Raw genomic sequence first — 26354 nt, forward strand, 5'->3', positions numbered from 1 at the left:
ACGTGGGAATCGTTCGGATGCGGGTTGAGGCGCGGACCGTGCCCGCTCGGTCTCGGTGCGCGCGGTGACCAGGGTGGAGCAGACCATACTGCGCCGGACAGTGATCACCGCTCCCGCGCGCACGGCGCTTCCCGGCAGGCAACGCCGGAGGAGCGCGCTCGCCGTCGCGCGCCCTCGTCCGGCGTGGGCGGGGACGAGCGGGGCGGTCACGGTCAGCCGCGCTGCTGGAGGCGTTCGACGTACTTGGCGATCACGTCGACCTCCAAGTTGACGGTGGTGCCGACGGTGGCGAAGCCCAGGTTGGTCAGCGAGAGGGTGGTGGGGATGAGGGAGACCTCGAACCAGTCCCGGCTGCCGGTTTCGGCGGGGTCGTCGGAGACGCCGAGTCCGGAGACGGTGAGCGAGATGCCGTCGACGGTGATCGAACCCTTCTGCACGACGTAGCGGGCGATGTTCTCGGGCAGCGAGATCCGCACCACGTCCCAGTTCTCCGAGGGAGTGCGCGAGAGCACGGTGCCGGTGCCGTCGACATGGCCTTGGACCAGATGCCCACCGAGCCTGCTGTTCAACGCCGCGGCGCGCTCGAGATTCACCTTGGCACCGACGTCCAGTTTGCCGATGCTCGAGCGGTTGAGTGTCTCGGCCATGACGTCGACGGTGAACGAGTCGCCGCCGATCACCTCCACGACGGTCAGGCACACCCCGTTCACGGCGATCGAATCACCGTGCCCGGCATCGGAGGTCACCAGCTTGCCCTTGATCGTCAGCCGCGCGGCGTCGGTCAGCTGCTCGCTGGCGACGATCTCGCCGAGTTCCTCGACGATGCCTGTGAACATGTGCCCTGACTCCCTGTCGCGTCGTTGTCTTCCGGTTGCGGAACCGCGCGGGGCCCGGCCGATATTCCCGCGCCCACTCAGCCTAATGACGCCGGGGCGGCCGCAGACAGCGGCGCTCAGGAGCGGAACGGCGCACCGGCGATCGCACCGTAAGCAGACCGGCGGGCGGGCCGAGGCGCGCGGAACCGGCCGGTCTCATCGAATATGGAACGAAATATGTCCACATAGGCCGCGAAACACCGCGGGGCACGGGATCCGATGATTATTCGGCGCCTACCGGCATACCGCACGTATTTATTTACCCCCGGTGAGTTTGCCGATTCTTACTCGATACCCGAAAGAAACACGCTTATAACGCAGATTCCGCGCTCCGACGAGTGCGGAGGCGATATCGTTACGCGGCCGACTTCTCGCGTTCAACCATTCCGCCCAAGTAGCTCGATGGGGTGTTCTACCAGGTCATACGGCGGACGACCGGGAAGCCTGTCGCACGATGTCCACTCCTCGAGAAAGCCGGAGAACACAGTGGAACAAATTGGGTCGGACACAGCCGGGGGCGCGGTGTGACCACATTTCTCGATTCGACGCCGGAAGTTCGCTGCTCACGGTATCGGCGCGAATTCCAGCTGCCGGCATCGATGGATCCCGGTTCGCATCGCATTCTCCTGCACATCGGCGTGGACTACGGTGCCGTCACCATGCCCGCCGAACTCGGCGAGCGGGTACTGCGACAACTCGTCCAGGACGGAATCGCGGGCCCGGTCGTCGACCATCCGCGGGCCAGGCACTGGACCTTCCTCACCGGCCCCGCCGGGCCCGACGCGATCAGCCCGGCGGTCTCGGCCGAACTGTTCCGCCTGTACGCGGCGGTGGCCTGCGCGGGCAGCCAGGTTGTGCTGCCCTCACCGGAAGACGAGCGCACCGGCTACCGCGTGTGGATCCGGTCGCCCGAGGCCGGGCCGCGCCGCCCGTCGATCAGCGCGATGATCGAGACGATCCGCGCGGTCGCCGCACGGCGGACCCGCACCGGATAGATCCGATCAGCGCGCCCACGCCGAGGCAGCCTGATCGCGCAACTTCTGCACGGTGGCCCCGGGATCGGCGGTGCTGTACACCGCGGAACCGGCGACGAAGCAGTCCACTCCCGCCTCCGCGGCCGCCTCGATGGTGTCGGCGTTGATGCCGCCATCGATCTCCACCAGCAGCCGCAGCTCACCGGAGTCGACCAGGTTCCGCACGATGCGCGCCTTCTGCAACACCTCCGGGATGAACGACTGCCCGCCGAAGCCCGGTTCCACGCTCATCACCAGCAGGGTGTCGAAATCGCGCAGGATCTCCAGGTACGGCTCGATCGGCGTGCCGGGCTTCACCGAGAGCCCCGCCTTGGCGCCCGCGGCGCGGATGTCGCGCGCCACCGCGATCGGATCGTCGGTCGCCTCCGCGTGGAAGGTCACGTTGTGCGCGCCCGCCTCGGCGTACGGCGGCGCCCAGCGGCCCGGATCATCGATCATCAGATGGCAGTCCAGCGGGATCTCGGTCGCCTTCAGCAGGCTCTCCACCACCGGAAGGCCGAGCGTGAGATTCGGCACGAAGTGCGCGTCCATCACATCCACGTGCAGCCAGTCGGCGCCTGCGACGGCCTCCGCTTCATCCGCGAGATGCGCGAAGTCGGCGGACAGAATGGACGGGGCGATCATCGGAACGGCCGGACGCGGGTAAGTCGGGTTGGACACAACGCCTGAGTCTAACGGTCGCCGGGGTTGCCCAGCGCGGGAGTGGGTAGCCTGCATAGGGTGATCAATATTTCGGCGGAACAGGGGCTCTACAGCACCCCGGTGGAGATTCGGGTGGCGGCGTCGGTGACACAACTGCCCATCGTGCGTGGGCTCGCCGAAACCCTCGTCCTACTCAGCGAATTCACGCTGGACGAGGTCGCCGACATCCGGCTGGCCGTCGACGAGGTCTGCTCGACGCTGATCGCGGTCGCCGCCCCGGAAACGAGCTTGAACTGCCGGTTCACCGTCGGTGACACCGAGTTGCTCGTCCGGGTCGAGGGCATCGCGGAGAAGCCGGGACTGCCCGACCAGCGCAGCTTCGGCTGGCATGTACTTCGCACCCTCACCGACGCGGTGGACGCGACCCAGGATTCGTACGACGCGGCGATCTCCGGATATCCGACAACGGTCGAGTTCCGTCGGGTCCGGGGGAAGGCGTAGTGGCGGACGAAGAAACCGTGTTCGATGCACAGCGCGACGAGGACGCAGACACGCTGACCACCGAGGACGCCGAGGATGCCGTCGACGCCGAGGAAACCCTGGAAGCGGCGGGAACGGTCCCCGGCTACGACGACGTCGGATTGCTCTTCGAGCAGCTCGCGGCCAGCGAGAACGGGACGGCGCGGCACGCCGCGCTCCGCGCGGAGCTGATCAGCCGTTGCATTCCGCTCGCCGACCACATCGCCCGCAAGTTCAGCGGGCGCGGTGAGCCGTTCGATGATCTGACCCAGGTGGCGCGGGTCGGCTTGGTGCACGCGGTGGATCGTTTCGACGTGGAGCGCGGCTCGAATTTCCTGTCTTTCGCGGTGCCGACCATCATGGGCGAGGTCCGCCGGTATTTCCGCGACAACACCTGGGCGATGCGAGTGCCGAGACGGGTCAAGGAGACTCACCTACGCATCGGCGCCGCGATCGACAGTCTCTCCCAGACCCTCGGCCGCTCCCCCACGGCGAAGGAGATCGCCGCGGAGCTGGACGTCGATCCGGACGAGGTGACCCAGGCGGTCATCGCGGGCAACGCCTACCAGCCGAGCTCGATCGACGCGGCCACCCTCGGCCGTGACACCGACGCCTCGCTGCTGGACACCCTCGGCGAGGAGGAGTCCCAGTTCGACCGGGTCGAGGAGTACGTCGCGATCCGGCCGCTGCTGGCCGGGCTGCCCGAGCGGGAACGGCGCATCCTGACGATGCGGTTCTTCGAATCGATGACCCAGACCCAGATCGCGCAGCAGATGGGCATCTCCCAGATGCACGTGTCGCGCATCCTGGCGAAAACCCTTGCCCGTCTGCGGGAACAGTCCAGCCGGGAATGAGATAGCCTCCTCCACCTCCGGAAGTTCGGCAGCCATGGCCACCACCTGCTGCCGGGTCATCGTCATGGTCCGAGTGCGCGGCCGGTTCCGCGCGTCCGGCGCGGACGAATGGCATGCCGCTCAGCGCGGCTTGCGCAGCGCGGCCAGGAACATCGCGTCGGTGCCGTGCCGGTGTGGCCACAGCTGCGCCCCCGGTCCGTCCCCGACATCGGTCACGCCGGGCAGCAGCTCGCGGGTGTCGAGTTGCTCGGCGCCGAGGCGGCGCACCGCGTCGGCGACGATCGACACCGTCTCCGGCAGATGCGGCGAGCAGGTCGAGTACACCACGACACCACCGGGGCGCAGCAAATCCCATGCGGCGGAGAGTAATTCGCGCTGTAGGACGACCAGTTCGCGGACGTCCGCGGGGGTGCGCCGCCAGCGCGCCTCCGGCCTGCGGCGCAGCGCGCCGAGCCCGGTGCACGGGGCGTCCACCAGGATGCGGTCATAGCCCGGGGTCAGTCCGCTGGCGCGGCCGTCGGCGACGTGGATGTCCACCGGCAGGTCGCGCACGGCCTTGCGCACCAGTTCGGCACGGTGCGCGGCGGGCTCGACCGCGTCCACCCGGAAGCCGTCGATCGCGGCGATCGCGCCGAGCAGCGCGGCCTTGCCGCCCGGTCCGGCACACAGGTCCAGCCAGCGACCGGTGTCCGGTCCGTCGAGTTCGGCCCTGGTCAGCGCCAGCGCCACCAGCTGGCTGCCTTCGTCCTGTACGGCCGCCATGCCCTCGCGCACCGGCTCGAGCTTGCCCGGGTCGCCGCCCTCCAGGTAGACCGCGTACGGCGACCAGCGGCCCTCCTCGCCGCCGGTCACCAGCGCGAGTTCCTCCGCGGTGATGTCGCCAGGGCGGGCCACCAGATGCACCAGCGGCCGAGCGTCGTCGGCGGCGAGCACCTCGCGCAACTCCCCCGCTCGCGCTCCCAGCGCGTCGGCGAACGCCTGCGCGATCCAGGCCGGGTGCGCGTACTCGAACGCCAGCCGGCCGACCGGATCGGCGGGCGCGAGCGCCTCCACCCACTGTTCGGGGGTCTTCTCCCCCGCCCGCCGGAGCACGGCGTTGACGAATCCGGCCTTGCCCGCGCCGAATTCGGAGCGCGCCAATGCCACCGAGGTGTCCACCGCGGCGTGCGCACCGATCCTGGTGCGCAGCAGCTGGTAGACGCCGAGCCGGAGCACGTCGAGCAGCGGTCCGTCGATCTCCTCGATCGGCCGGCCCGCCCCCTCGGCGATCACCGCGTCGAGCAGACCCAGCGACCGGCACGCGCCGTAGGCGAGTTCGGTCGCCAACGCCGCGTCCCGGCCCGACAACCCCAGGTCCCGCAGCAGCGGGGGCAGAACGAGGTTGGCGTAGGCGTCGCGCTCCCGGACCGCTCGCAGCACATCCCTCGCGGCCGTCCGTGGCGGATCGGTGGGCTCTTTACGATGCGGTCGCCTGCCCGCGGCGGCTTTGGACCCCGAGGACGGACGCCCGGCGGTGGAACGATCCGACCGGCCCGTCGCCGCGCGTTGTCCCGCGCCACCCCGCCGTTCGTCGCGACCGCGCGCTTCGGCCGGCCCGCTGCCTGCCCGCGGATCGGCCGCTCGTGACCGTCCCGCGCCGGTGCGGTCCTGCCGCGGGCCACCCTGCGCACGAGGCCGACCGGCCTCGCCGGAACGGTTCGGCGCGGACTCCCGGTCGTCGCGCCGCCGGTCGCGGGCGTTGTCGTCACCGGGCCGATTGCCGCGCGGCGTCATTCGACCACCGCGCCGGGCTGCAGGCGGGCGCCGCGCGCCCAGTCGAGCGCGGCCATCATGCGCTTGCCCTGCGGCTGCACCTGATCCAGCCGCACCGCGGTGGTGGCGGTGCCGACGAACACGCCGGACTTGCGCACCTCGATGACGCGTTCCGGCAATTCCTCCTCGACCAGTTCGACCGGTCCCAGCTTCAGCCGTGTGCCGCCCACCTCGGTCCAGGCGCCGGGAGCCGGGGTTACCGCGCGAATCCGCCTGCTGATGGCCAGGGCGGGTTGGTCCCAGCGCACATGCCCGGCCTCGACACCGACCTTGGGCGCGTACGAGACGCCGTCGGTGGACTGCGGGACGGGCTGCAAGGTCCCGTCCTCCACTCCGTCGAGCGTCGCTTCCAGCAGGCGGGCGCCGCTGTCGGCCAATCGCTGCAGCAGGGCGCCCGCGGTATCGGTGACGGCGATCTTCTCGGTCACCATGCCGAAGACCGGCCCGGTGTCCAATCCGGCCTCGATCTGGAAGGTGGAGGCGCCGGTGATCTCGTCGCCCGCGTCGATCGCCGCCTGCACCGGCGCCGCGCCCCGCCAGGCGGGCAGCAGCGAGAAATGCAGATTGATCCAGCCGAAGCGCGGGATGTCGAGCACCGGCTCGGGCAGCAGCGCGCCGTAGGCGACGACGGGACAGCAGTCCGGCGCCAAGTCGGTGAGCTGCGCCAGGAATTCCGGCTCCGAAGGACGACGGGGAGTGAGCACCGGGATGCCGTGCCGGTCGGCCAGCTGACCGACCGGCGACCTGGTCACCTTCCGGCCGCGCCCTGCGATCGCGTCCGGCCGCGTCACCACGGCGATCACCTCGTGACGCGCTGATTCCAGCAGACGCCGCAGCGACGGAACCGCCGGTTCCGGGGTGCCCGCGAAGACGACGCGCATCAGCGGCCGGCCCCGAACGGGTTGGGCCGGCCCGAGCCGCTCATCGAGCGCGCGGGACGCACCGTCGATCCCGCTGTGAACCAATCGGATTCGCGGATCACCCGCATCGCCTCCTTGCGCTGGGCCGGGTCGAGACGGTCGATGAACAGCACCCCGTCGAGATGATCGGTCTCATGCTGCACGCACCGCGCGAGCAGGCCTTCCGCCTCGAAAGCGACAGGCGCGCCGTCGACGTCCACACCGGACGCTCGCACACGCAAGGCCCGGCGCGTGTCGTAGCGCACGCCGGGGATCGACAGGCAGCCTTCCGGCCCGACCTGCTCTTCGTCTCCGACGACCTCCCACTGCGGGTTCACCAGATGTCCCGAAGCGTCGCCGGTGTCGTAGACGAACACGCGCAGCCCGACCCCGATCTGCGGCGCGGCCATCCCGACCCCGCCGTCGTCGTGCATGGTCTCGGTCAGGTCGGTGACCAGCTGCCGCAGATCGCGGTCGAACGCGGTGACCTCCGCGGCGCGGGCACGCAGAATGGGATCGCCGAACAGGCGAACGGGCTGGATGGTCACGGCTGGCTCCCGGAAGCGGACGAATACGGTCGCCCCATTCTAGTGAGACACCGGAAATCCCCGATTCCCCGGCCGGAAGCTGGTAGAACTCCTATGCGGTCCGGGCGGGGTGTCGATCCCTCCGCCCGGCCGCCCGGAAATGTCCTGGTCAGCGGCCTGCCGGTGACACCTGGCCTGCTTCTCACCCGCAGGTTCACAACACGATGTCACCCCGAGGAACCCGGGAGCAGATCGAGGCCCCGGTCGAGGTCCGCGAATCGGGTCGGGTCGGCCTTCGAATCGAGAACGGCATCCGGAACAGACGAGCTCACAGGAAGGTTGGGATATTCATGGCGATCGACGGTCTCGGACGGTTCGGAGTATGGCGCGGCTACCAGGGGTTCACTCCCGAGGATGCCGCCGAACTGGAGAAGCTCGGCTACAGCGCGTTGTGGCTCGGCGGGTCACCGCCCGCTGACCTGCCGGTGGTCGAATCGTTGCTCGAGGCGACGCAGACGCTGATCGTCGCCACCAGCATCGTGAACATCTGGACCGCCCCGGCGAACGCCGTCGCCGAATCATTCCACCGGATCGAACAGCGCTTCCCCGGTCGTTTCCTGCTCGGTATCGGCGCGGGCCACCCAGAAGCCAACAAGCCGTACCAGAAACCGTACGACGCGCTGGTGGATTACCTCGACGAACTCGACGCGGCCGGGGTGCCGAAGAACCGGATAGCGCTGGCCGCGCTCGGGCCCAAGGTGCTCGAACTGTCGCGCACGCGCACCGCGGGTGCGCTGCCGTATCTGGTCCCGCCGGAACACACCGCGCGGGCACGCCAGATCCTCGGCCCCGCTCTGCTGGTCGCGGAGCAGAAATTCGTGCTCGACGACGACCCCCAGCGGGCACGCGAGGTCGGCAGGCAGATGGTCGATGTGTATCTCGGCCTGCGCAACTACGTCTCGAACCTGCGGCGTCTCGGCTTCTCCGAGGAGGACGTGACCAAGCCGGGCAGCGACCGTCTCATCGATGTGCTCACGGTGCACGGCACACCCGTCGAGGTCGCCAGGCAGGTGGTCGAGCACCTGAAGGCGGGCGCCGACCACGTCGCGCTGCAAGCTCTGGGCGAGGACTACCTCGGTTCGCTGCGCCGGCTCGCGCCACTGCTGACGGCGGCCGAATGAATCAGATGCAGAACCGTCGTACGGTAAGCACCCCCGAGTCGGGGAGGCTTGGCCGGCTTCGCCCGATGGGCTACGCTGTGTGGCGATGACTACCGGGACGGCCTTGCGCCACACACGGATTGGTTACCCGGTGCTCTTCTGAGCGCCGTTCGGGCCTGCAGCGGCCCGAACCAGCCATTCGATCGAGGACCTCGCGCCGCTGCGCGGGCCCCACCTCCGTCGTGATGATCACACGCTTCACAGATCGATCACGACAGGAGAAATCATGCCCGCACGCTTCAACCACACCATCATCGCGGCCAAGGATCGCCACGAGTCCGCGGCCTTCTTCCGCGATCTCTTCGAGTTCGCCGAAGCCCCTTCGTGGGGAGTGTTCACCAACCTGCTCTGCGAGGACGGGGTGCTGCTGCAGTTCGCCGAACCACCGGTCGAGGACATCCAGATGCAGCACTACGCCTTCCTCGTCGACGACGAGCTGTTCGAGCGGGCCTACGGAAAGCTGCGTGATCGGGGTATCGAACACGCGGCCGACCCGTTCTTCCAGCGGCCGGGTACCACCAACACCGAACACGGCGGACGCGGGGTCTACTTCCGCGACCCCGCCGGGCACGGGATCGAGATGATCACCCGGCCATATCTGTGACCTGCCGCCGATATCGTTGCGACCCTGCGCTTTGCGCTTCGCCCGGCCGGGGTCGCGACGGGGCTCCATCGGTTTCCGCGCGGCATCGCGGAGGTCGGGAATCCACCTCGTCGTTATGCCGACGGCGGCGCTGACGCTCAGTAACATGAGCGTTGCTCATTTTCCATGATCAGCAGGAGGGCGTGATGCCGTCGAAGGCTGTCGGTCAGCGCCGTCGTCCGACGCAGGAGCGTGCGAAGGCGACCAGGGAGCACATCCTCGATACGGCCGCGCGGCTGTTCGGCGAGCGCGGTATCGCCAACACCTCGACCAACCGGATCGCGGTGGAGGCCGGTGTCAGCATCGGGACGGTCTACCGCTACTTCGCCGATCGCGCCGTCCTGGTCGAGGAGTTGCTCGAGCGGCTGCTCGAGACCATCGAGCGGCGCTTCACGCAGCAGGTGTTCAATCTGTCGGAGAAATCGATCCCGCAGGTCGTCAGCGATGTCCTGCAAGTGATCACCGCGGAACTGGTCGCGAACGCGCAATTGGTTCGCGCGCTGGTCGGCGGAGTGCAGTTCTACAGCAGTGGTATTCCGGAATTCGAGCCACGACTGCGTCTGCTGGTCAAGGTGATGTTGATCCAGATCCTCGGCCCGGGAGACGATCACGAGTACGACGTGATGACCTTCGTCATGATCAACACCGGATTCGCGGCCGTCCTGCGCGCGTCGGCTCTGGATGTGGACAGCCGGGCCCGCGCGGAGGCAATCGACATGACCGGGCGGATGATCGGCGCGTGGATGGAAGCCGAAGCCGAGGCCGCCGCCGTCTGATCGACGCGGCGTCCTTCGGCACGGTGACGATTCCGTCTGCCGTCGCACCTGTGCTGCGCGTGGCCGCCTACCGATCGGACGACTGTCCACGTGCGGGGCGAGGAAAGTGAGCGGGTCACCAGGTTCTGGCTCCGGCACACTCCCCCAGGCTACGGCCCCGGTCGCTATTCCTCCTGGTTAACAGCTGTTTTCGTGGTATCCGGCCGACCGGCCGAAAGCGGAGTAGTAGCTGATCTAGGACTCGGATTACCGTTGAGGACAGGGTGAACAACCGGTGATGCCGAGGCGCCGCACGGTTGCTTCCCCGGGCGGTTCGAGCTTGGACGTGGCCGCGGATGCGCGGTGGCGAGGAGGTCACACGTGATGATCGAAGACATCGCTCCCCCTGCGGTCGATCCGGAAGGACAACCGGTCATCCGGCCGCTGCACGATGTGCACCGACTCGCGCGCGAAGTGGTCGCACACGTCGCGGATACGGCGGCGCCCTGCCGCACGCTGCCGGGTGGTGCGGTCGGCGCCGACGTCGCCGAGGTGGTCCGTGCGTGCATGCGATGGGCCATCCAGCGATTGGACGGGCAGGCGGTGCCGGACCGCATCGACTGTTTGCAGGTCGCGGCAGCGGGATGGGCGCGCGAGGGGATCCCGGTCGACGCCGTCCTGCACGCGGTTCACGTGGGGTTCAAGTTCGGGCTCGGATTGCTGTTCGGCGACCGCGAATCCACGCATCGCGTCGATATCGCCACCGGCACCGCGACCGTAGTGGAGCTGTTGAATCTGCTGACGTCGACGGTCAGCAAAGCCTACGTCCGCGAATACAAGGCCATCGCCGCCGAACACCACACCGCGGTGCACACTCTGACCTCGGCGTTGCTGGGCGGGCACGCGACATCCGCGATGGCCCGCGAATGCGGAATACCCCTCGCCGACCAATATTTCGTGCTCGCCCTCGCCGTGCCCGCGCATCCCGACGAAACCCGCCCCGGGCTCGACAGCCAGGTCGTCGCGCGGCGCAAACTCCGCCGCCTCCAGGCCGCCCTCGCGGGCCTGTTCGATGACCGAGCACTGTCGCTGCTGTCGGTCGACGGGGGAACCATCCTCATTCCCTGTACCCGGCCCGGAGATCCCGGCGACGACATAGACCTCGACAAGGTCGTCGCGACACTTTCCGGCGCCGCGCAGGTGCCGGTCACCGCCGGCGTCGTGTCCGCCGGTCCCGACGAGGTCTCCGCGGCGGCTGTCCAAGCGCACGAACTGCTGGACACGGTGCAACAACTGGAACGTGGACCAGGGCTGTACAGGTTCCCCGAGCTGGCGCTGCACTATCAACTGACCCGCCCCGGAGTCGGTCGAGACCAGCTCCGCACACACCTCGCCCCGCTGATGGGCCATCCGGAGCTGTTGGAAACCCTGCGGACTCACCTCGACACGGGCATGCACCGCTTGCGCACCGCGCGGCGACTGCATGTTCATCCGAACACCGTCGATTACCGGCTGCGGCGCATCGCGCAGCTCACCGGCTTCGACCCCGCCGACGGCAGAGGCCTGTGGTATCTGCGGTCGGCGCTCATCGCCTCTGCCGTCAGCGACCTTCCGAGCGAGGTACCGGCCGGCACCCGCCGCCCGGCCTGAAGAAGCACCCGACACCGGTCGACAAGCGGCGGTCGGGCTGCGAAGAATACGGACGTGCGGCATCGGCGGCACGAATGCTCATGGAGGTGCGTGCGGTGGCCGGACGGGTACCCAAAGGTCGCCTGGCGAGAAGTGGCCGCCTCGGCGGCCTGGCCGCAGGCCAGGCGGTACGCGGGGTCGGGACCCGGCTGTCGATGATCGGCAGAACCGAGGAAGCCCGGCGGGTTCTCGCCGAGCGCTCGACGCTGCAGACGGCGCAGCAACTCGTCACGGTGCTCGGTGCCATGAAGGGCGCGGCGATGAAGCTGGGGCAGATGCTGTCGGTTCTCGAGGTCGACCTCGTGCCCGAATCGCACCGTGAACTGTTTCGCACCAAGCTCGCCGAACTGCGGGATCGCGCGCCGGTCGTGCCGTTCGCCGCGATGAAGCAGGTGATCGAGGACGATCTCGGGCCATTGGCGCGCGTGTTCGCCGACTTCGACGAGACACCGATCGCCGCGGCGTCGATCGGGCAGGTGTATCGGGCCCGGTTACACGACGGACGCACCGTGGCGGTCAAGGTGCAATACCCGGGGGTGGACGCGGCGATCCACGCGGACCTGCGCAATCTGGAAGTGCTCAGCAAGCTGTGGAAAACCGTCCTGCCGAGTGCGGCCGACACCGCCGTGCTGGACGAGATCGCCCGCAACATCGGCAACGAACTCGACTACCCCCGCGAAGCCCGGACCCAGCACCGGGTGGCGCTGCGCTACCGCGACCACCCCTTCATCACCGTCCCCGACAGCATCGAAGAGCACTGCACGCGAAGCGTTCTCGTCTCCGAGTACGTCGAGGGCGGTGATTTCCAGCGGATTCGATCATTGCCCGCCGCCGATCGCGATCGCCTCGGCGAGTTGATCTACCGCTTCTACATCAGTGCGCTGTTCAGCGACAACGAGTTCTGCGGCGACCCGCATCCGGGCAACATCCTGCTCGCCGCCGACGGCCGGCTGGCGTTCGTCGATTTCGGGCTCTACGACCACATGGACCCCGTGCACGTGGACTTCGAGCGCACGTGTCTGCGGGCCGCCAGTGAACACCGCGCACGAGACCTGTACGACGCCTGGGTCGGACGCGGCATCATCGACCCGGACGCGGGAGTCACCACACAGGAATGCCTGGATTATGTATGGGCCGCCGCGGGATGGCATCTGCTCGACGAACCGATCACCATCACACCCGAGGTCGCCACCGGCGCGGTCATCCTCGCCATCGACCCGCGAGCCGCCGAGTTCAAAGGTATGCGCCACCAATCACTCCCGGCCGAGCACGTCTTCTCCCGCCGCGCGGACCTGTTCACCTTCGCCGCGCTCGGTCAGCTCCACGTCACCAACAACTGGCATCGACTCGCGCGGGAGTGGCTCTACCACGAGCCCGCCACCACCGACATCGGCCGGGCGATCGAGCAGTGGCAACGCGACCGGGAACACCGAGCGTGACCCCCCACGGCACCGGACCCGCGCCTCGTACGGCACCCAACGGATATGCGCGCGCACTCCGCGTGAAGTCCACGCCGATGGGTAGCCCACGGGCGTGACCGAACCCGGAAACAAGAACGCACCCGAACTGGGCGACCAGACCGACACTTCCCACCCTGACGACCTGGACCTCGAGACCCGCGAAACACCCGAGAACGAGGACGTGAACGAAGAGGCGGGCACCGTCGAACCGCCCGACTGAGCACGGTTTCACCCACGGCGGCCGGGGAATTCCGGCCGCATGGGTATCACTGTCGCCGTCACCGGGCCGACCGGCGAGATCGGCATCTCCGCCGTCTCCGCACTCGAACACGACCCCGCGGTCGACCGGATCCTCGGAATGGCCCGCAGGCCGTTCGACCCCGCCGCACACGGCTGGGCCAAGACCGAGTACCGGCGCGGCGACATCCTCGACCGAGCCGCGGTGGATGCCTTGGTCGCGGATGCCGACGTGGTGATCCATCTGGCGTTCGTGATCATGGGCTCGCGGGAGGAGAGCGCGCGGGTGAATCTCGCGGGCACCCGCAATGTCTTCGAGGCGACGGTGGCCGCCGAGCGGGTCCGCCGCCTGGTCTACACATCCTCGGTCGCCGCCTACGGCTACCACCCGCGCAATCCCTCCCCCATCACCGAAGACGTGCCGCCCGAGGGCTCGCCCGAGCACTACTACTCCGAGCAGAAGGCCGCGTGCGAGGCGGCGCTCGCCGAGATCACCGCCGGTTCCGGTCTGGAGGTGTTCGTGCTGCGGCCGTGCATCGTGGCCGGCCCGAAAGCGCCGGCTCTGCACGACCTGCCATGGGAGAAACTTCCCGGCCCGCTGCGCACTCTGGCCCGCTCGAACCCGCTGTTCAAACCGGTGATTCCCGACCCGGGCCACCCACTGCAACTCGTCCACCACGACGACGTGGCCGCCGCCATCGCGCTGGCCGCCACCGCGCAGGCGCCACCCGGCGCCTACAACATCGCGGGCGATGGCACCCTCACCCTGTCCGAGGTGGTCGCCGCGCTGGGCGGCCGGCCGGTGCGCGTTCCCGCGGTCGCGGCCACCGCCGCGTCCGCCGCCCTCGCCCGTCTCCCGTTCATGCCCGCCACGCTCGAATGGCTGCACATCGTCCGCACTCCCGTGGTCATGGACACCAGCCGCGCGAAGCGGCAGCTCGGTTGGGAGCCCGCGCATACCTCCGCGGAGACCCTCGCGGCACTCGCCGCCGCCCGCTGAGCCGCGCCGGGTCCGGACATCCTCGCGGATCGCTACGGGTGCGCGGCCATCCGCCGGTCGATCACCGACAGGGCGAACTCCGCCCAGCGGACGTTCTCTTGTTCGAAGGAGATGCCACGCAGCAGGGTGAGATACGGGCCGACTCGTTCGGCCTCGGCGAGATAGGCATGTTCGCTGCGGCCGTTCAGCAGCCGGGTGCGCAGCCGTTCGTATCGCGCCAGTTTCGCCTTCGACCAATTCAGGCGCTCGGCCACCGTGGCGCGCACCGCCGCGGCGTCCTCGACGTCCATGCCCTGGACCTTCACCATCATCTCGTCGCGGATGGCGGTGGGTTTGGCGGGCTCGGCGACGAACTCGTGCAGCGCCGCCCGTCCGGCGGGGGTGATGGAGTGCAGGCGCTTGTTGGGGCGGCGCTCCTGGTGAACGATCCGGGTCTCGATGAGACCGTCGGCCGCCATGCGTTCCAGTTCCTTGTACAGCTGCTGGGGCGTGGCCATCCAGAAGTTCGCCACCGAAGCGTCGAACCCCTTGGCCAGGTCGTAGCCGGACGCCTCGCCTTCCAACAGGGCGGCCAACACCGCGTTACGTAGCGCCATCCACCCAGGCTAGCACTGGATGCGAATATTCAATTAGTTGTCCTTCAATCCCTGGACATACCTCATGAGCCGCAACTACTGTTCAGTTCACCTATTCAACTTCTTGAGTATGCGAGGTGCACATGCATCCCTTCCGGGCAGCCGTGGAGGCCCGCGACGAGGCCGCCATCGAGGCACTCCTGGCCGACGACGTCGTGTTCACCAGTCCGGTGGCGTTCAAGCCCTATCCGGGCAAGGCCATCACCGCCGCGATCCTGCGCGCGGTGATCCGGGTCTTCGAAGACTTCCGCTACGTGCGCGAGATCGCCGATGCCGACGGCCGCGATCACGCGTTCGTCTTCGAGGCCACCGTCGACGGCAAGCAGCTGACCGGCTGTGACTTCCTGCATTTCGACGAGGACGGCAAGATCGACGACTTCACCGTCATGGTGCGCCCGCTCTCGGCCGCGCAGGCCCTGGCCGCGCGGATGGGCGAACAGTTCGAACGCATCAAGGCCGAAGCCACCGCGCAGCTCGAGGGTGAGGCGAGCGGAGCATGAGCGACTACGACGCCGTGGTGGCCGGCGCGGGCAGTGCCGAGCCGGCCACCACGGCGTTGCAGCGTGCCGGCACTCGCACACCTGCGACCCGCGGCGGTTACTCGCGGTATGTCGCTCTCGGCGACAGCCAGACCGAAGGCATCGGCGACGGCGACGACCGGATCGGAGTGCGCGGCTTGGCCGACCGCCTCGCCGAACGGCTCGCCCAGGACAATCCCGATTTGCACTACGCCAATCTCGCGGTGCGCGGCAAACTCGCCCGGCAGGTCCACACCGAACAACTCGATGCCGCACTCGCGCTGCGACCGGACCTCGCCACCGTCATCGCCGGGGTCAACGACGTCCTGCGACCGGGATTCGACGCCGACGAGGTCGCAGGCCACCTGGACGCCATGTTCGCCGCGCTCACCGCGCAGGGCGCGGTCGTGGCCACGGTGACCTTCCCCGACATCGCGCGCATCACCCCCCTCGCCCGGCCGTTCAGCACCCGAGTCACCGCGCTCAACCTGCGCATCCGCGACTCCGCCGCGAGCCACGGCGTCGTCGTCGCCGAAACGGCACGGCACGCGGTGGTCACCGATCCCCGCCTCTGGAGCCCCGATCGGCTGCACGCCAGTCCGCTCGGGCATCAGCGCATAGCCGACGCTCTGGCGCACGCGCTGCGGCTGCCCGGCGCCGACGACGGCTGGACCAGGCCCGTGCGGCCACCACTGGTGGCACGAGGCCCGGTCTCCGCGGCCGCGTACGAACTGCGCTGGGCGACAACCTTTCTCGGCCCATGGCTGCGACGCCGGGTCACCGGACGGTCCTCCGGGGACGGCCGCACCGCCAAACGCCCCCGGCTACGCCCGGTTCGCGAGCACCGGAACTCGACGGAATAGCCGCGATCGGCGCGGCGAAACCGCGCCGGTCATACTTTTCTGAATATCCACTTCTCCCGTTCGCTTTCTCGATTGACCAGCAACTGTGGTTGATTGTTCTGGATTACGCCGATGACGAATCCGTCGTCACTGGTGGCGATCGGGGATATCTCGGGGAACTCGGGCATATCCCAGCCACAATGCTCGTCGGCGCACAGCAACCGCCCATTCGCACGATTCGCCGCGAGGTGCCCGCCGGTTTTCTTGTTGACGATGTCGAAGTCGCCCTCTTCGGGATTGGCCGGGCACGTCCACAGTTGGGCCTCGTCGTCGGCGGCACGCTGTCGCATGGTCACACTGTCCGCGCTGCCGTCGACCGCGAGTGCTTGGCCGGTTTCATAGTTGATGATTTGATATGTGGTGGCAATCTTCTCAGCCATGGTCTCGTCCTCACTGTGTGAGCGCACCGCTACCGAGCTCGACACCGCCGGTGACGCTGCGCTGATCTCGTAGTCGTCGTCCGAGGCGAATCGCCGGGGCCAAGTACAGCAGAATCGGCGCCACGCCGGAGCGAATTCCATCAGCCGTGACCTGATCGCCGTCGTCTCCCGCCGTTCGATCCGGAATCGCGCGCTATTTCATCCGAAAAAGGTGAGGGAAGCCCCCGTTGCGTATTCATATGCTGCGAAGCGGCGCGAGAAACACTGCCAACCACCGACGTTCGCGCCGATTTCTCGGACTCCGTGTGCACGATCCGAAGGGAGACGACCGATGACCGGAACCGGCATGGACGCCAAGCGAAAGACCGTACCTCTGTCATCGCTGACCGAGGGGACGCCCGCCGAGCGAAGCTCGTCCGGCTGGTACAAGCTCTACAACGACACGGATATGCATGTCTCGATCTACCGGCAAGAATGGGACAAGCCCAAATCGCTGTTCATTCTCGCTCCCGGCCAGACCAGCTCGGAATACGAGGCCGGGCACGAGATCTACATCCTCTGGATAACGAACGTCGGCACCGAGTCGACACCCATCACCTGGGACAGTTCCGGCGGGTTCAGCTGCGAGTACGTGCAGAGCGGCTACACGCAATCGAACCAAGTGAACAACGTGAGTTCCTTCCTGTAGGTGACGGCCACGGAGGTACCGCCGGACCCGGTCGGCGGCCCGCTCGTCGGAGGCCACCGCCTCGTGGGCGCGCCGACGGATCGCGCGAGCTCGAGTTTGTCCGCGCTGACGTGCCATGGACGAGGCGCCGCCGGCCTACCAGCGGTGGTCCTGCCCAGGAGTGGGATAGCCGACGATGTGGCCGAAAGTGTTGATTTTCTGACCTCAGGTGTTTGGCACAGGTCTTTGCCGAGGTCATAGCGTTGTCGCCATGAGCACACCTTCGATCGTCATCATCGGCACCGGATTCGGCGGGCTCGGCATGGCGATGGAACTGCAGCGTGCGGGCCTGCACGATTTCACGATCTTGGAGCGGGCCGAGGACGTCGGCGGCGTCTGGCGAGAGAACACCTACCCGGGCGCGGGCTGCGACATCCCCTCGCCGCTGTATTCCTATTCCTACGCGCCGCGCATCGACTGGCCGAAGCGATTCTCCCAGCAACCCGACATCCTGGGCTATCTGCGCGGCATCGCCCGCGATCACGACCTGCTGCCCAAGATCCGCTTCCGCAGCGAGGTCACCGAGGCCGAGTTCGACGACGCCACCGGCCGGTGGACCGTGCGCACCGCCGACGGCGACCAGTTGACCTGCGACGTGCTGATCTCGGCGGTCGGGCAGCTCTCGCGGCCCGCGCTGCCGAACATTCCCGGTGTGGAGAGCTTCCGGGGCACGGCCTTCCATTCCGCCGAATGGGATCACGAGGCCGACCTGACCGGCAAGCGGGTGGCGGTGATCGGCACGGGCGCCAGCGCGGTGCAGTTCGTGCCCGCGATCGCGCCCTCGGTAGCGCATCTGACGCTGTTCCAGCGCTCGGCGGCGTGGATCATGCCGAAGCCGGACGTCGAGTACAAAGCGTGGCATCACCGCGCCTTCCGGCTGCTGCCGGTCACCCGCCTCACCGAGCGATTCGCGTTCTGGCTGTTCTGCGAGTTCCTCTCCCTGGGCATCGTCGACGTGCCGGTCATCCGCAAGCTGGTGACGCGGATCGGCCTGCGGCATCTGCGGCGTCAGGTGGCGGACCCGGGTCTGCGGGCACGGCTGACCCCGGATTATCCGGCCGGCTGCAAGCGGGCGCTGTTCTCCAACGACTACCTGCCCGCGCTCACCCGGCCCAACGTGACGGTGGAGACCACCGCGATCACCGAGATCACCCCGGAGGGCGTGCGCACCGCCGACGGTGCGCTGCACGAGGTGGACGCCGTCGTCTACGGCACCGGGTTCAAGGGCACCGAATTCCTCTGGCCCATGCGCATCTCGGGCCGGGGTGGGCGCAAGCTGGCCGACGAGTGGTCGCAGGGCGCTCGGGCGTATCAGGGCATCACGATGCCCGGCTATCCGAACTTGTTCCTGATCTACGGCCCGAACACCAACCTCGGTGTCGGCTCGATCGTCTACATGATCGAATCGCAGGCCCGCTACATCCGCCAGGCCGTCCAGCGTGTCGCCGAACGCCCCGGCCACGTGCTCGAGGTGCGTCCCGAAGTCGAGGCCCGCTTCGATCGCCTGCTGCAACAGCGTCTCGACCGCACGCCGTGGAACTTCTGCTCGAGCTGGTACCGAAACGCGGCCGGGCGGATCACCAACAACTGGCCGGGCACCGTCACCAGCTACCGGTGGCGCACTCGCAAGCTCGACGCCGCGGACTTCGAAACGAGGAGAGTCGCTTGACCCGGCCCGCCTCTTCCGCGGCAACAACTTCGACAACTGGTGGAGATCAGATGACGTTCGACTACGACGTGGTGGTCGTCGGTTCCGGGTTCGGCGGCAGCGTGACCGCACTGCGACTGACCGAGAAGGGCTACCGGGTCGGCGTGCTCGAGGCGGGAAGGCGCTTCGCCGACGACGAGTTCGCCGAAACCTCGTGGGACGCGAAGAAGTACCTGTGGGCCCCGGGACTGGGTTGCTTCGGCATCCAGCGGCTGACGCTGCTGAGGGACACCTTCATCATGGCGGGCGCGGGGGTCGGCGGTGGCTCGCTGGTCTACGCGAACACGCTCTACGAGCCGCCGGACAAGTTCTATCAGGACCGCCAGTGGGCGCACATCACCGACTGGAAGGACGAGCTCGCTCCGCACTACGACCAGGCCAAGCGAATGCTGGGCGTCACGGCCAACCCGGCGACAACGCCGTCGGACCGCGTGCTGGCCGAGATCGCCGAGGAGATGGGCGTCGGCTCCACCTACCGCAGCACGCCGGTCGGCGTCCTGTTCGGCGGCAACGGCGTACGGCCCGGTCAGGATGTGCCCGACCCGTACTTCGGCGGCGTCGGCCCCGCGCGCAGCACCTGCACGCACTGCGGCGAATGCATGACCGGCTGCCGTCACAACGCCAAGAACACCTTGGTCAAGAACTACCTCTATCTCGCCGAGCAGGCCGGGGCGACGGTACACGCGCTCACCACGGTGACCGATGTGCGTCCGCTGCCCGGCGGCGGCTACGAGATCGCCACTGTCCGCACCGGACGGTGGGTCCGTAAGGCGCGCCGCAAGTTCACCGCCGAGCAAGTCGTCTTCGCCGCAGCCGCCCTCGGCACGCAGAAACTGCTGCACCGGCTGCGCGACCGCGGTTCGCTGCCGGACATCTCCCCGCGACTGGGCGAGCTCTCGCGCACCAATTCCGAGGAACTCCTCTCGGTGCGCAGCCGCCGCAAGGACTCCGACTTCACCAAAGGGGTGGCGATCACCTCTTCGATCCACCCGGACGACGACACCCACATCGAGCCGGTGCGCTACGGCAAGGGCAGCAACGCCATCGGCCTCATCGGCACCGCCATGATCGACCCGGACGGGCACACCCCGAAGCTGCGCCTGTGGGCGCGGACGATGCGCAAGCTCGGCCGCGACGCTCTGCACCTGCAGAACCCGCGCGGCTGGTCGGAACAGATGATCGGGCTGCTGGTGATGCAATCGGTGGACAACTCCATCACCACGTACACCAAACGCGGTCTGTTCGGTCGCAGGATGACCACCGAACAGGGTGTGGGCGAACCGAATCCGACCTGGCTTCCGGCCGGGCACGAGGTGGCCCACCGGGTCGCCGACAAGATCGACGGCATCGCGGGCGCCGGCTGGAGCGCCCTGTTCGACATCCCGATGACCGGGCATTTCATCGGCGGCTGCGTCATCGGCGACTCCCCCGAAACCGGCGTCGTGGATCCGTACCATCGGATGCACGGATATCCGGGGCTGCACGTCATCGATGGCTCGACCATCTCGGCCAACCTCGGTGTGAACCCTTCGCTCACCATCACCGCGCAGGCCGAACGGGCCGCCGCCCTGTGGCCGAACAAGGGTGAGCCGGATGCCCGTCCGCAGCTCGGTGCGCCCTACCGGCGCATCGCCCCGGTGCCGCCGCGCAATCCGGTGGTCCCGGCCGATGCGCCTGCCGCGCTACGGCTGCCGATAGTCGAGATCAAAGGGCCGATCGCCCGGTCCGAACCGGCGGGCGACCAACGCGGCTGAGCACCGGAATCGTTTACGCGTGATCCGGGTCAGGCGCTCATGAGGCGTTCGGTCAACGGCGCCAGACCCGCGCCGGCCAGGTCGCGCAGCCGCGCGGTACGTCCGGTGACCGCCAACAGCAATGCCGTGACCGGACCGTGGACTTCGGGCCCGGTGCCGTGCGACCAGTCGATATCGGTGGCGCGCAGGCGGATCCCGCGCAACCGCCTACGATCGAAGACCGGCCGGCCCAGAGTGACCGCGTGGGCGATAGCCATAGCGGCGGCGGCCGGGGGAAGGTCGAGAGTACGTCCGAGCGGGATGGCGATGTCTTGGCAGTGGACCACGGTGTCCGTCAGGACGTTGCGGTAGTTGGTCAGCACCGGCACGCGGCGTGCGGCCGCCTGGTCTCGTATGCCCGAAACCAGCTGATCCACGGGCACTTCCGCGTATCGCCTGGCGAGCAGATCGACCAGACGATTGTAGTCGCCTCCGGCGCGCAGACCGGTCGCGATCATGACGCCGACCGGCGGCGGGGACGGTGTCATCGCCAGGTGGGCGGCTACGTGCCGGACTCGCCAACCGGCGCAGAGCGAGGGATGGTCCCACTCCTCCGGAGACAGCTCGGCCAGCAGGCCCGCGATCGCGCGGCGCTGCTGCTCGACGACCCGCCAGCTGCTCTCACGGTCGAGGACTGTCGATCGGGCGGGCATGAGGGCACCTCCGATATAATTGGTCAGCCTATCTGACTAATATTGTCAGTGTCTCGTACCAACGTCAAGGAGTGGGATGACGGAGGAACTCAACGTCGGCCTGTTGATGCAGATCGCATTTCGGGCGATGGAGCAACGGGTGCTGACAGCGCTGACCGACTCGGGATTCGGCGACATCACCGTCGCGCAGGCGAGGATAGTCGCCCAGATCGACGCCACGGGCACCCGCCTGACCGAACTGGCCGAACGAGCGCAGATCACGAAACAGACCGCCGGCTTCCTCGTCGACCAGGTCGAACGTGCCGGTTATGTGGAGCGGGTCCCCGATCCGAGCGACCGCAGGGCCCGCCTGGTGTGCCTGACCGAACGCGGCAGGCAAGCGGCCGGTTTCGCCAATTCGGTGGCCGAACGCGTCGAGCGGGAATGGGCGGCGCATCTGGGCGCCCAGGGAATGCGGCAGCTGCGGCAAGCGCTGAATCGCCTGCGCGAGATCACCGACCCCTACCCTGCCGCCGCGGGCACCGACCGGTAGCGATCAGCATCGGGAGCGATCAGCACATGAGCGAAGATCAGGGTCCTACGCCACTGCGCTACAACCAGACGGGCCTGCGCGGAAGGCTCGCCCGGTTGCTCGTCGAGGAGGCCACCGACGAGATCGATTGGCCCGCGGACCTTCCGTCCGGTACCGACACCGTCGTGATCATCGATGACCAGCCGAACCCCCACCACACCTTGCGCGTGCACCCGCCGGACGACCCCACGCGCGTCGCCTTGGTCGTATACGACCAGTTGGCGCTCTGCGACGACCGGCCGCGCATGGATCCGCGACGAATCGGGCACGATCGCAGGCACATCCGGGAGATGGGTTGACGATCGAAGCCGAGCGGCGGTAGGCGACGACGCCGCCCACCTTCGCCCGATTCACACCGGAACCCCTCCGTAGGTCCGCCGGTATTTCGCTTGCAGGAACGACAGGACCCCGAACGCCATCAAGCCGAGGGATACCAGGATGAGCAGCCAAGGACCGAGGGTACTTCCGGCGAAATCGTGCAGTACCGCATCGACGCCTTTGACGTTCGCCGGCTCGTAGTTCGCGGCCGCCACCACCGCGGCGAGCCCGATCCCCATGACGATCAAGCCCCGCGCCAGATAACCGAACCGGCCCAGCCAGATCACGCTTTCACGGGACGCGTGGGTCATCCAGCCCATCCGCAGGTCGTCGACGAAAGCCAGACGAAGCCCGCGCAGGGTGGTCAGGACGCCCAACGCGAGGATGACCAAGCCGATCAACAGGACGACCACTTGCCCACCGTCCCAGGCCAGGATCCGGGCGGTCACGTCGCGTGCGACGGCCTCACCGGGCTGCGGCGTCCGGCCGTCCACGACGAACCGCAGGATGACGAAGAACGCTATGGCGTAGGCCAGCCCGATGGCCAGCGCGCGCAAGCGAAGTCCGCTCGGGCTCGCGGCGGGCGCGCCGGCAGCCTGCGCCAGTCGCCACGCGGCCAGGGCCGCGAATCCGAGGGCAAGTATCCACAGCAGGAGATATCCCAGCGGTTTACCGGCGAGCGCGGCGAGCGCCCCGCCCGCGGTCGGCTCATGTTGCGCGGTGCCGACCGCCAGCATGAAGGCGAGAATACCGATGACGATGTAGGCGATTCCGCGTGCGATGAAGCCGAATCGCGCGGCCCCCGCCAATCCCCCGGATCCCGCGTGCCTGCGCGGCCCCCTGCTGTCACGCCGCCGACGGCGGCCATACCGGCTGCGCCAGCCGCTTCCGTAACCGCTGCGCCACCGGCCGTACCCCCCGCTGCGGGGGCGGCGCCGTCGATATCTGTCAGCACTTCGGAACAAGCTCATGATTCTCACCTCTCCATGGACCGTATTGCCCGCTGCGGGTGGAATAACCGGACGAACATCGTCGAAAAGCGTGAAACCGCCCCGCCACTCAGGGCACGGCGGTCACTTCGGCACAGCCGGATAATCCTGGACGGCGCCGACGGCCCTGCGGGCGCTCCGCCGCGGACTCCACGGTGGACGGCAGATCGGTCCGGGGTGATCTGCGGTGCCGATCGTGCCGACATCCTCGAGCAACGCGTCGTAGCGGACCGCTACCCCCCACCCCGGAGCGCACGCCTGGAATTGTGCCGAATAAACCAGAACCGCCGTTTACTTTCAGCTATCGTACGGTGGCAGAGCAACCGCTCTGCGGGACACCAGGGATGCCGGCGCGGCCGAGGATCCGGGGAGCCCGCGCAGGCCGGGCGGTCGGGCACCGACCGCTCCGTTCCACCGAGGAGCCGTATGTACCCCGGCGCACACGTCGACCGATTCCCTGACAAACCGGCTGTTGTCCGCGCCGAGAGCGGTGAAGTGCTGACCTATCGGGAACTCGAGGAGAACTCGGTCCGGCTGGCCCGCCACCTGTACGACGCGGGGTTGCGCAAAGGTGATCATGTCGCGCTGCTGTCCGGGAACGACCCGAAAGTCTACGAGGTCTACTGGGCGGCACTGCGAACCGGGCTTTACATCACTGCCGTCAACCGGCACCTGTCGCCGAGCGAGATCAGCTACATCGTCAACGACTGCGGAGCCAGGGCACTGATCGTGTCGGCTGGTCTCGCCGGCGCCGCCGAGCAGATCGTGGCGCAGACCCCCTCGGTCGACATCCGCCTCGCCTTCGGCGGCCCGGTGCAGGGGTACAAGTCCTATGAGGACGCCCGGGCGGCGGCCTCGCCCGAACCCCTGCCGGACCAGCCGCGCGGCGCGGACATGCTCTATTCCTCGGGTACCACCGGACGGCCCAAGGGCATCAAGCAGCCCCTGCCGGACCGCCAGGTCGGCGATGCGCCCGGCGACACCTATACCGCGATCTTCGGCCCCCTCTACGGATTCGACACCGAGACGGTCTACCTCTCCCCCGCCCCGCTCTATCACGCCGCGCCGCTGCGCTTCGGTGGCGTGGTCCACGCGCTCGGCGGAACTCTGGTGATCATGGAGAAATTCGACGCCGAGCAGGCACTGGCCGCCATCGAGCGCTACCGCGTGACGCACAGCCAATGGGTGCCGACCATGTTCGTCCGGATGCTGAAGCTCGACGAGGCGATCCGCGCCCGCTACGACGTGTCCAGCCTGCGGGTCGCCGTGCACGCGGCGGCACCGTGTCCGGTCGACGTGAAGCGGGCGATGATCGATTGGTGGGGCCCGATCCTGCACGAGTACTACGCCTCGACCGAGGCCAACGGCGCCACCTTCATCGACAGCGAGCAGTGGTTGCGCAAGCCGGGCTCGGTCGGCAGGGCCGGTCTGGGGACGATCCGGGTGTGCGGCGACGACGGCGCGGAACTGCCCACCGGCGAGATCGGCACCGTCTATTTCGAACGTGACGAGATCCCCTTCGCCTATCACAACGACCCCGCCAAGACGGCGGAGGCGGTCCACCCCGAACACCCGACCTGGACCACCACCGGCGATATCGGCTACGTGGACGAGGAGGGCTATCTGTTCCTCACCGACCGCAAGGCCTTCATGATCATCTCCGGTGGCGTGAACATCTACCCGCAGGAGGTCGAGGACGCGCTCGCCCTGCACCCCCGGGTGCTCGACGTGGCGGTGATCGGCGTGCCCGACGAGGAGATGGGCGAATCGGTCAAGGCGGTCGTCCAACCGGCGCCGGGCGTCGAACCGGGCCCGGAACTCGCCGCGGAGCTGCGCGACTACCTGCGCGGGCGCATCGCCCACTACAAGGTGCCGAAGAGTTTCGACTTCGCCGACGACCTCCCCCGGACCCCCACGGGGAAGCTGGTCAAGGGCAAACTCCGCCAGCGGTACATGTGAGTGTCGCTCAGGCGGCGTAGGTGAGGTCGGTAGCACCGACCTCACCGGCCCGCGCCATCAGGCGCGCGACGGCCTCGGCCACCTGGCCGGGCTGCTCCAGGATCACGGAGTGACCCGCGCCATCGATCATCACGAAGTCCGAGTACTCGACGGCGGCGGCCATCGCGACGGAATGCGACGGCGGCGTCATCAGGTCGGCGGAGCCGCACAGCACCAACGTGGGGATCCGGGAGAGAACCGGGAGCGCGTCGGTTCGGTCGTAGACCATGAAGTCGCTCAAGAAGCTCGCCATCGTGACGATCGGTGTCTCGTTGCGCATCGCGTTGGCCAGGGTGAGCACCCGGGAACTCACCTCGCCATCACCGAATTCCGCGGTGCGGATGATCGGGGCGAAGAGCTTGCAGGCCGCGAGCTTCGCGTGGTGCATCAGGCGCGGGGCACGTCGGACGGCCGCCTGGAAGACGGAGACGACCGGGTTGCGCAGCAGCCGGCCGAAGCCCGCGTCGGCGAGCCCGTCGGCAGCGGTCGCGAGGAGCGCGACGCCGACGATGCGGGTGCCGATCTCGTGCGGGTTGCGGCGGGCGTAGGTCAGAGCGGTCATGCCGCCCATCGAGTGACCGACGAGGACGACCGGTCCGGTGGGGGCCACGGCATCGAGAACCACCCGCAGGTCGCGACCGAGCTGCTCGAGGTTGTAGGTCTGCCGGGGCGCCGAGGCGGACTCGCCGTGACCGCGGTGGTCGTAGCAGACGACCCGCGCGCCGGGGTTCCCGCGCAGCAGGGCGTCGCGAACGTAGGTCCAGGACTCGGTGCGCAGGCAATGTCCGTGCAGCAACACGACGGTGAGGTCCGCGTCGCGCGGACCGTATTCGCGAACCGCGAGGGCCACGCCGTCTTCGGTCCGGACCGTGGCACGCCGCTCCGCCGCGGTGGGGATTGTGCTGGGGATCGACATGGGATGCTCCGGTTCGCCGGCGGTGACACGTCTTACTGTCCGCCGTCCCAGCCGCAGGCATCAGGCCCCCGAGTGGTGGT

At 68.3% G+C, this 26354-nt stretch carries 28 protein-coding genes; 18 read left to right on the forward strand and 10 right to left on the reverse strand.

Features of this window, described 5'->3' with window-relative positions; genetic code table 11:
- Positions 1 to 212: 212 nt before the first annotated feature.
- The gene (locus tag ON29_RS17315) at positions 213 to 836 is read right to left on the reverse strand and encodes a riboflavin synthase (protein WP_040867495.1); all 624 of its coding nucleotides are present in this window, start codon (positions 834 to 836) and stop codon (positions 213 to 215) included.
- A gap of 638 nt (positions 837 to 1474) precedes the next feature.
- On the opposite strand from ON29_RS17315, the gene ON29_RS17320 reads away from it, so the two are divergent.
- Complete coding sequence (locus tag ON29_RS17320; protein WP_245548992.1) at positions 1475 to 1870, forward strand: hypothetical protein; 396 nt, start codon at positions 1475 to 1477, stop codon at positions 1868 to 1870.
- A gap of 6 nt (positions 1871 to 1876) precedes the next feature.
- Here ON29_RS17320 and rpe read toward each other — a convergent pair whose 3' ends face one another.
- Positions 1877 to 2533, reverse strand: coding sequence for a ribulose-phosphate 3-epimerase (gene rpe / locus ON29_RS17325; RefSeq protein WP_040867497.1), 657 nt, complete (start codon positions 2531 to 2533; stop codon positions 1877 to 1879).
- Positions 2534 to 2629: 96 nt separating this feature from the next.
- Between rpe and ON29_RS17330 the strand changes: the two genes are divergently transcribed.
- Both ON29_RS17330 and ON29_RS17335 read left to right on the forward strand, forming a co-directional pair.
- A complete protein-coding gene (locus ON29_RS17330; RefSeq protein ID WP_040867498.1) occupies positions 2630 to 3052 on the forward strand; it encodes an ATP-binding protein in 423 nt (140 codons plus the stop codon).
- On the forward strand, positions 3052 to 3924 hold the full coding sequence (locus tag ON29_RS17335) for an RNA polymerase sigma factor SigF (protein WP_051175316.1): 873 nt from the start codon (positions 3052 to 3054) through the stop codon (positions 3922 to 3924). The genes ON29_RS17330 and ON29_RS17335 overlap by 1 nt, the downstream gene beginning before the upstream one ends.
- Before the next feature lie 120 nt (positions 3925 to 4044).
- On the opposite strand, the gene ON29_RS17340 is transcribed toward ON29_RS17335, so the two are convergent.
- Genes ON29_RS17340 through def form a run of 3 tightly spaced genes read right to left on the reverse strand, consistent with a single transcriptional unit; the run spans position 4045 to position 7183 of the window.
- Positions 4045 to 5697: an RsmB/NOP family class I SAM-dependent RNA methyltransferase gene (locus tag ON29_RS17340; protein ID WP_083863669.1), complete on the reverse strand. Its 1653-nt coding sequence runs from the start codon at positions 5695 to 5697 to the stop codon at positions 4045 to 4047.
- Positions 5694 to 6617 (reverse strand): methionyl-tRNA formyltransferase, encoded by a 924-nt coding sequence (gene fmt, locus ON29_RS17345; RefSeq protein WP_040867500.1) that lies wholly within the window; start codon positions 6615 to 6617, stop codon positions 5694 to 5696. Before fmt ends, ON29_RS17340 begins: the two co-directional genes overlap by 4 nt.
- Positions 6617 to 7183 (reverse strand): peptide deformylase, encoded by a 567-nt coding sequence (gene def, locus ON29_RS17350; RefSeq protein ID WP_040867501.1) that lies wholly within the window; start codon positions 7181 to 7183, stop codon positions 6617 to 6619. The genes fmt and def overlap by 1 nt, the downstream gene beginning before the upstream one ends.
- Before the next feature lie 329 nt (positions 7184 to 7512).
- Between def and ON29_RS17355 the strand changes: the two genes are divergently transcribed.
- The 7 genes from ON29_RS17355 (at position 7513) to ON29_RS17380 (ending at position 14166) form a co-directional block, all read left to right on the forward strand.
- Positions 7513 to 8343, forward strand: a complete 831-nt coding sequence (locus ON29_RS17355) for an LLM class F420-dependent oxidoreductase (RefSeq protein ID WP_040867502.1) — start codon at positions 7513 to 7515, stop codon at positions 8341 to 8343.
- 265 nt (positions 8344 to 8608) lie between these two features.
- Positions 8609 to 8986, forward strand: a complete 378-nt coding sequence (locus ON29_RS17360; RefSeq protein WP_040867504.1) for a VOC family protein — start codon at positions 8609 to 8611, stop codon at positions 8984 to 8986.
- A 185-nt stretch (positions 8987 to 9171) separates the two neighbouring features.
- Entirely contained in the window at positions 9172 to 9801 is a 630-nt protein-coding gene (locus ON29_RS17365; RefSeq protein ID WP_040867532.1) for a TetR/AcrR family transcriptional regulator, read from the forward strand.
- A gap of 363 nt (positions 9802 to 10164) precedes the next feature.
- Positions 10165 to 11430: a PucR family transcriptional regulator gene (locus ON29_RS17370; protein ID WP_051175317.1), complete on the forward strand. Its 1266-nt coding sequence runs from the start codon at positions 10165 to 10167 to the stop codon at positions 11428 to 11430.
- A 95-nt stretch (positions 11431 to 11525) separates the two neighbouring features.
- Complete coding sequence (locus ON29_RS17375) at positions 11526 to 12908, forward strand: ABC1 kinase family protein (protein ID WP_040867536.1); 1383 nt, start codon at positions 11526 to 11528, stop codon at positions 12906 to 12908.
- A 94-nt stretch (positions 12909 to 13002) separates the two neighbouring features.
- On the forward strand, positions 13003 to 13149 hold the full coding sequence (locus ON29_RS35925) for a hypothetical protein (protein WP_157172815.1): 147 nt from the start codon (positions 13003 to 13005) through the stop codon (positions 13147 to 13149).
- 39 nt (positions 13150 to 13188) lie between these two features.
- Positions 13189 to 14166, forward strand: a complete 978-nt coding sequence (locus ON29_RS17380) for an NAD-dependent epimerase/dehydratase family protein (RefSeq protein ID WP_040867505.1) — start codon at positions 13189 to 13191, stop codon at positions 14164 to 14166.
- A gap of 32 nt (positions 14167 to 14198) precedes the next feature.
- On the opposite strand, the gene ON29_RS17385 is transcribed toward ON29_RS17380, so the two are convergent.
- On the reverse strand, positions 14199 to 14762 hold the full coding sequence (locus tag ON29_RS17385) for a PadR family transcriptional regulator (RefSeq protein ID WP_040867506.1): 564 nt from the start codon (positions 14760 to 14762) through the stop codon (positions 14199 to 14201).
- Between the two features lie 122 nt (positions 14763 to 14884).
- On the opposite strand from ON29_RS17385, the gene ON29_RS17390 reads away from it, so the two are divergent.
- Both ON29_RS17390 and ON29_RS17395 read left to right on the forward strand, forming a co-directional pair.
- Positions 14885 to 15301, forward strand: a complete 417-nt coding sequence (locus ON29_RS17390) for a nuclear transport factor 2 family protein (protein WP_040867507.1) — start codon at positions 14885 to 14887, stop codon at positions 15299 to 15301.
- A complete protein-coding gene (locus ON29_RS17395) occupies positions 15298 to 16182 on the forward strand; it encodes an SGNH/GDSL hydrolase family protein (RefSeq protein ID WP_083863672.1) in 885 nt (294 codons plus the stop codon). The genes ON29_RS17390 and ON29_RS17395 overlap by 4 nt, the downstream gene beginning before the upstream one ends.
- A 29-nt stretch (positions 16183 to 16211) precedes the next feature.
- Here the strand turns inward: ON29_RS17395 and ON29_RS17400 are convergent, their stop codons facing one another.
- Complete coding sequence (locus ON29_RS17400) at positions 16212 to 16601, reverse strand: RICIN domain-containing protein (protein WP_157172816.1); 390 nt, start codon at positions 16599 to 16601, stop codon at positions 16212 to 16214.
- A 331-nt stretch (positions 16602 to 16932) separates the two neighbouring features.
- Here ON29_RS17400 and ON29_RS17405 point away from each other — a divergent pair, with 331 nt between their 5' ends.
- The 3 genes from ON29_RS17405 to ON29_RS17415 all read left to right on the forward strand — a co-directional run bounded on the left by ON29_RS17405 (position 16933) and on the right by ON29_RS17415 (position 20790).
- A complete protein-coding gene (locus tag ON29_RS17405; RefSeq protein ID WP_040867509.1) occupies positions 16933 to 17289 on the forward strand; it encodes a hypothetical protein in 357 nt (118 codons plus the stop codon).
- Positions 17290 to 17539: 250 nt separating this feature from the next.
- A complete protein-coding gene (locus ON29_RS17410) occupies positions 17540 to 18997 on the forward strand; it encodes a flavin-containing monooxygenase (protein WP_040867510.1) in 1458 nt (485 codons plus the stop codon).
- A 50-nt stretch (positions 18998 to 19047) separates the two neighbouring features.
- Positions 19048 to 20790, forward strand: a complete 1743-nt coding sequence (locus tag ON29_RS17415) for an FAD-dependent oxidoreductase (protein WP_040867511.1) — start codon at positions 19048 to 19050, stop codon at positions 20788 to 20790.
- 29 nt (positions 20791 to 20819) lie between these two features.
- Here ON29_RS17415 and ON29_RS17420 read toward each other — a convergent pair whose 3' ends face one another.
- Positions 20820 to 21482 carry a maleylpyruvate isomerase family mycothiol-dependent enzyme gene (locus ON29_RS17420; RefSeq protein WP_040867512.1) on the reverse strand — a complete coding sequence of 221 codons (663 nt, stop codon included), beginning with the start codon at positions 21480 to 21482 and terminating at the stop codon, positions 20820 to 20822.
- Between the two features lie 76 nt (positions 21483 to 21558).
- Here ON29_RS17420 and ON29_RS17425 point away from each other — a divergent pair, with 76 nt between their 5' ends.
- Together ON29_RS17425 and ON29_RS17430 are read left to right on the forward strand one after the other, a co-directional pair.
- A complete protein-coding gene (locus ON29_RS17425; RefSeq protein WP_040867513.1) occupies positions 21559 to 22014 on the forward strand; it encodes a MarR family winged helix-turn-helix transcriptional regulator in 456 nt (151 codons plus the stop codon).
- Positions 22015 to 22040: 26 nt separating this feature from the next.
- Positions 22041 to 22352 carry a DUF7161 family protein gene (locus tag ON29_RS17430; protein ID WP_040867514.1) on the forward strand — a complete coding sequence of 104 codons (312 nt, stop codon included), beginning with the start codon at positions 22041 to 22043 and terminating at the stop codon, positions 22350 to 22352.
- 51 nt (positions 22353 to 22403) lie between these two features.
- Here ON29_RS17430 and ON29_RS17435 read toward each other — a convergent pair whose 3' ends face one another.
- Positions 22404 to 23180 (reverse strand): DUF1206 domain-containing protein, encoded by a 777-nt coding sequence (locus ON29_RS17435; protein WP_085994898.1) that lies wholly within the window; start codon positions 23178 to 23180, stop codon positions 22404 to 22406.
- A gap of 606 nt (positions 23181 to 23786) precedes the next feature.
- Between ON29_RS17435 and ON29_RS17440 the strand changes: the two genes are divergently transcribed.
- Positions 23787 to 25319, forward strand: coding sequence for an acyl-CoA synthetase (locus ON29_RS17440; protein ID WP_040867515.1), 1533 nt, complete (start codon positions 23787 to 23789; stop codon positions 25317 to 25319).
- Between the two features lie 7 nt (positions 25320 to 25326).
- Here the strand turns inward: ON29_RS17440 and ON29_RS17445 are convergent, their stop codons facing one another.
- Positions 25327 to 26274: an alpha/beta fold hydrolase gene (locus ON29_RS17445; RefSeq protein WP_040867516.1), complete on the reverse strand. Its 948-nt coding sequence runs from the start codon at positions 26272 to 26274 to the stop codon at positions 25327 to 25329.
- Positions 26275 to 26354: the final 80 nt, after the last annotated feature.

The sequence above is a fragment of the Nocardia exalbida NBRC 100660 genome (assembly GCF_000308575.1).
In the GTDB taxonomy this organism is placed as follows: Bacteria; Actinomycetota; Actinomycetes; order Mycobacteriales; family Mycobacteriaceae; genus Nocardia; species Nocardia exalbida.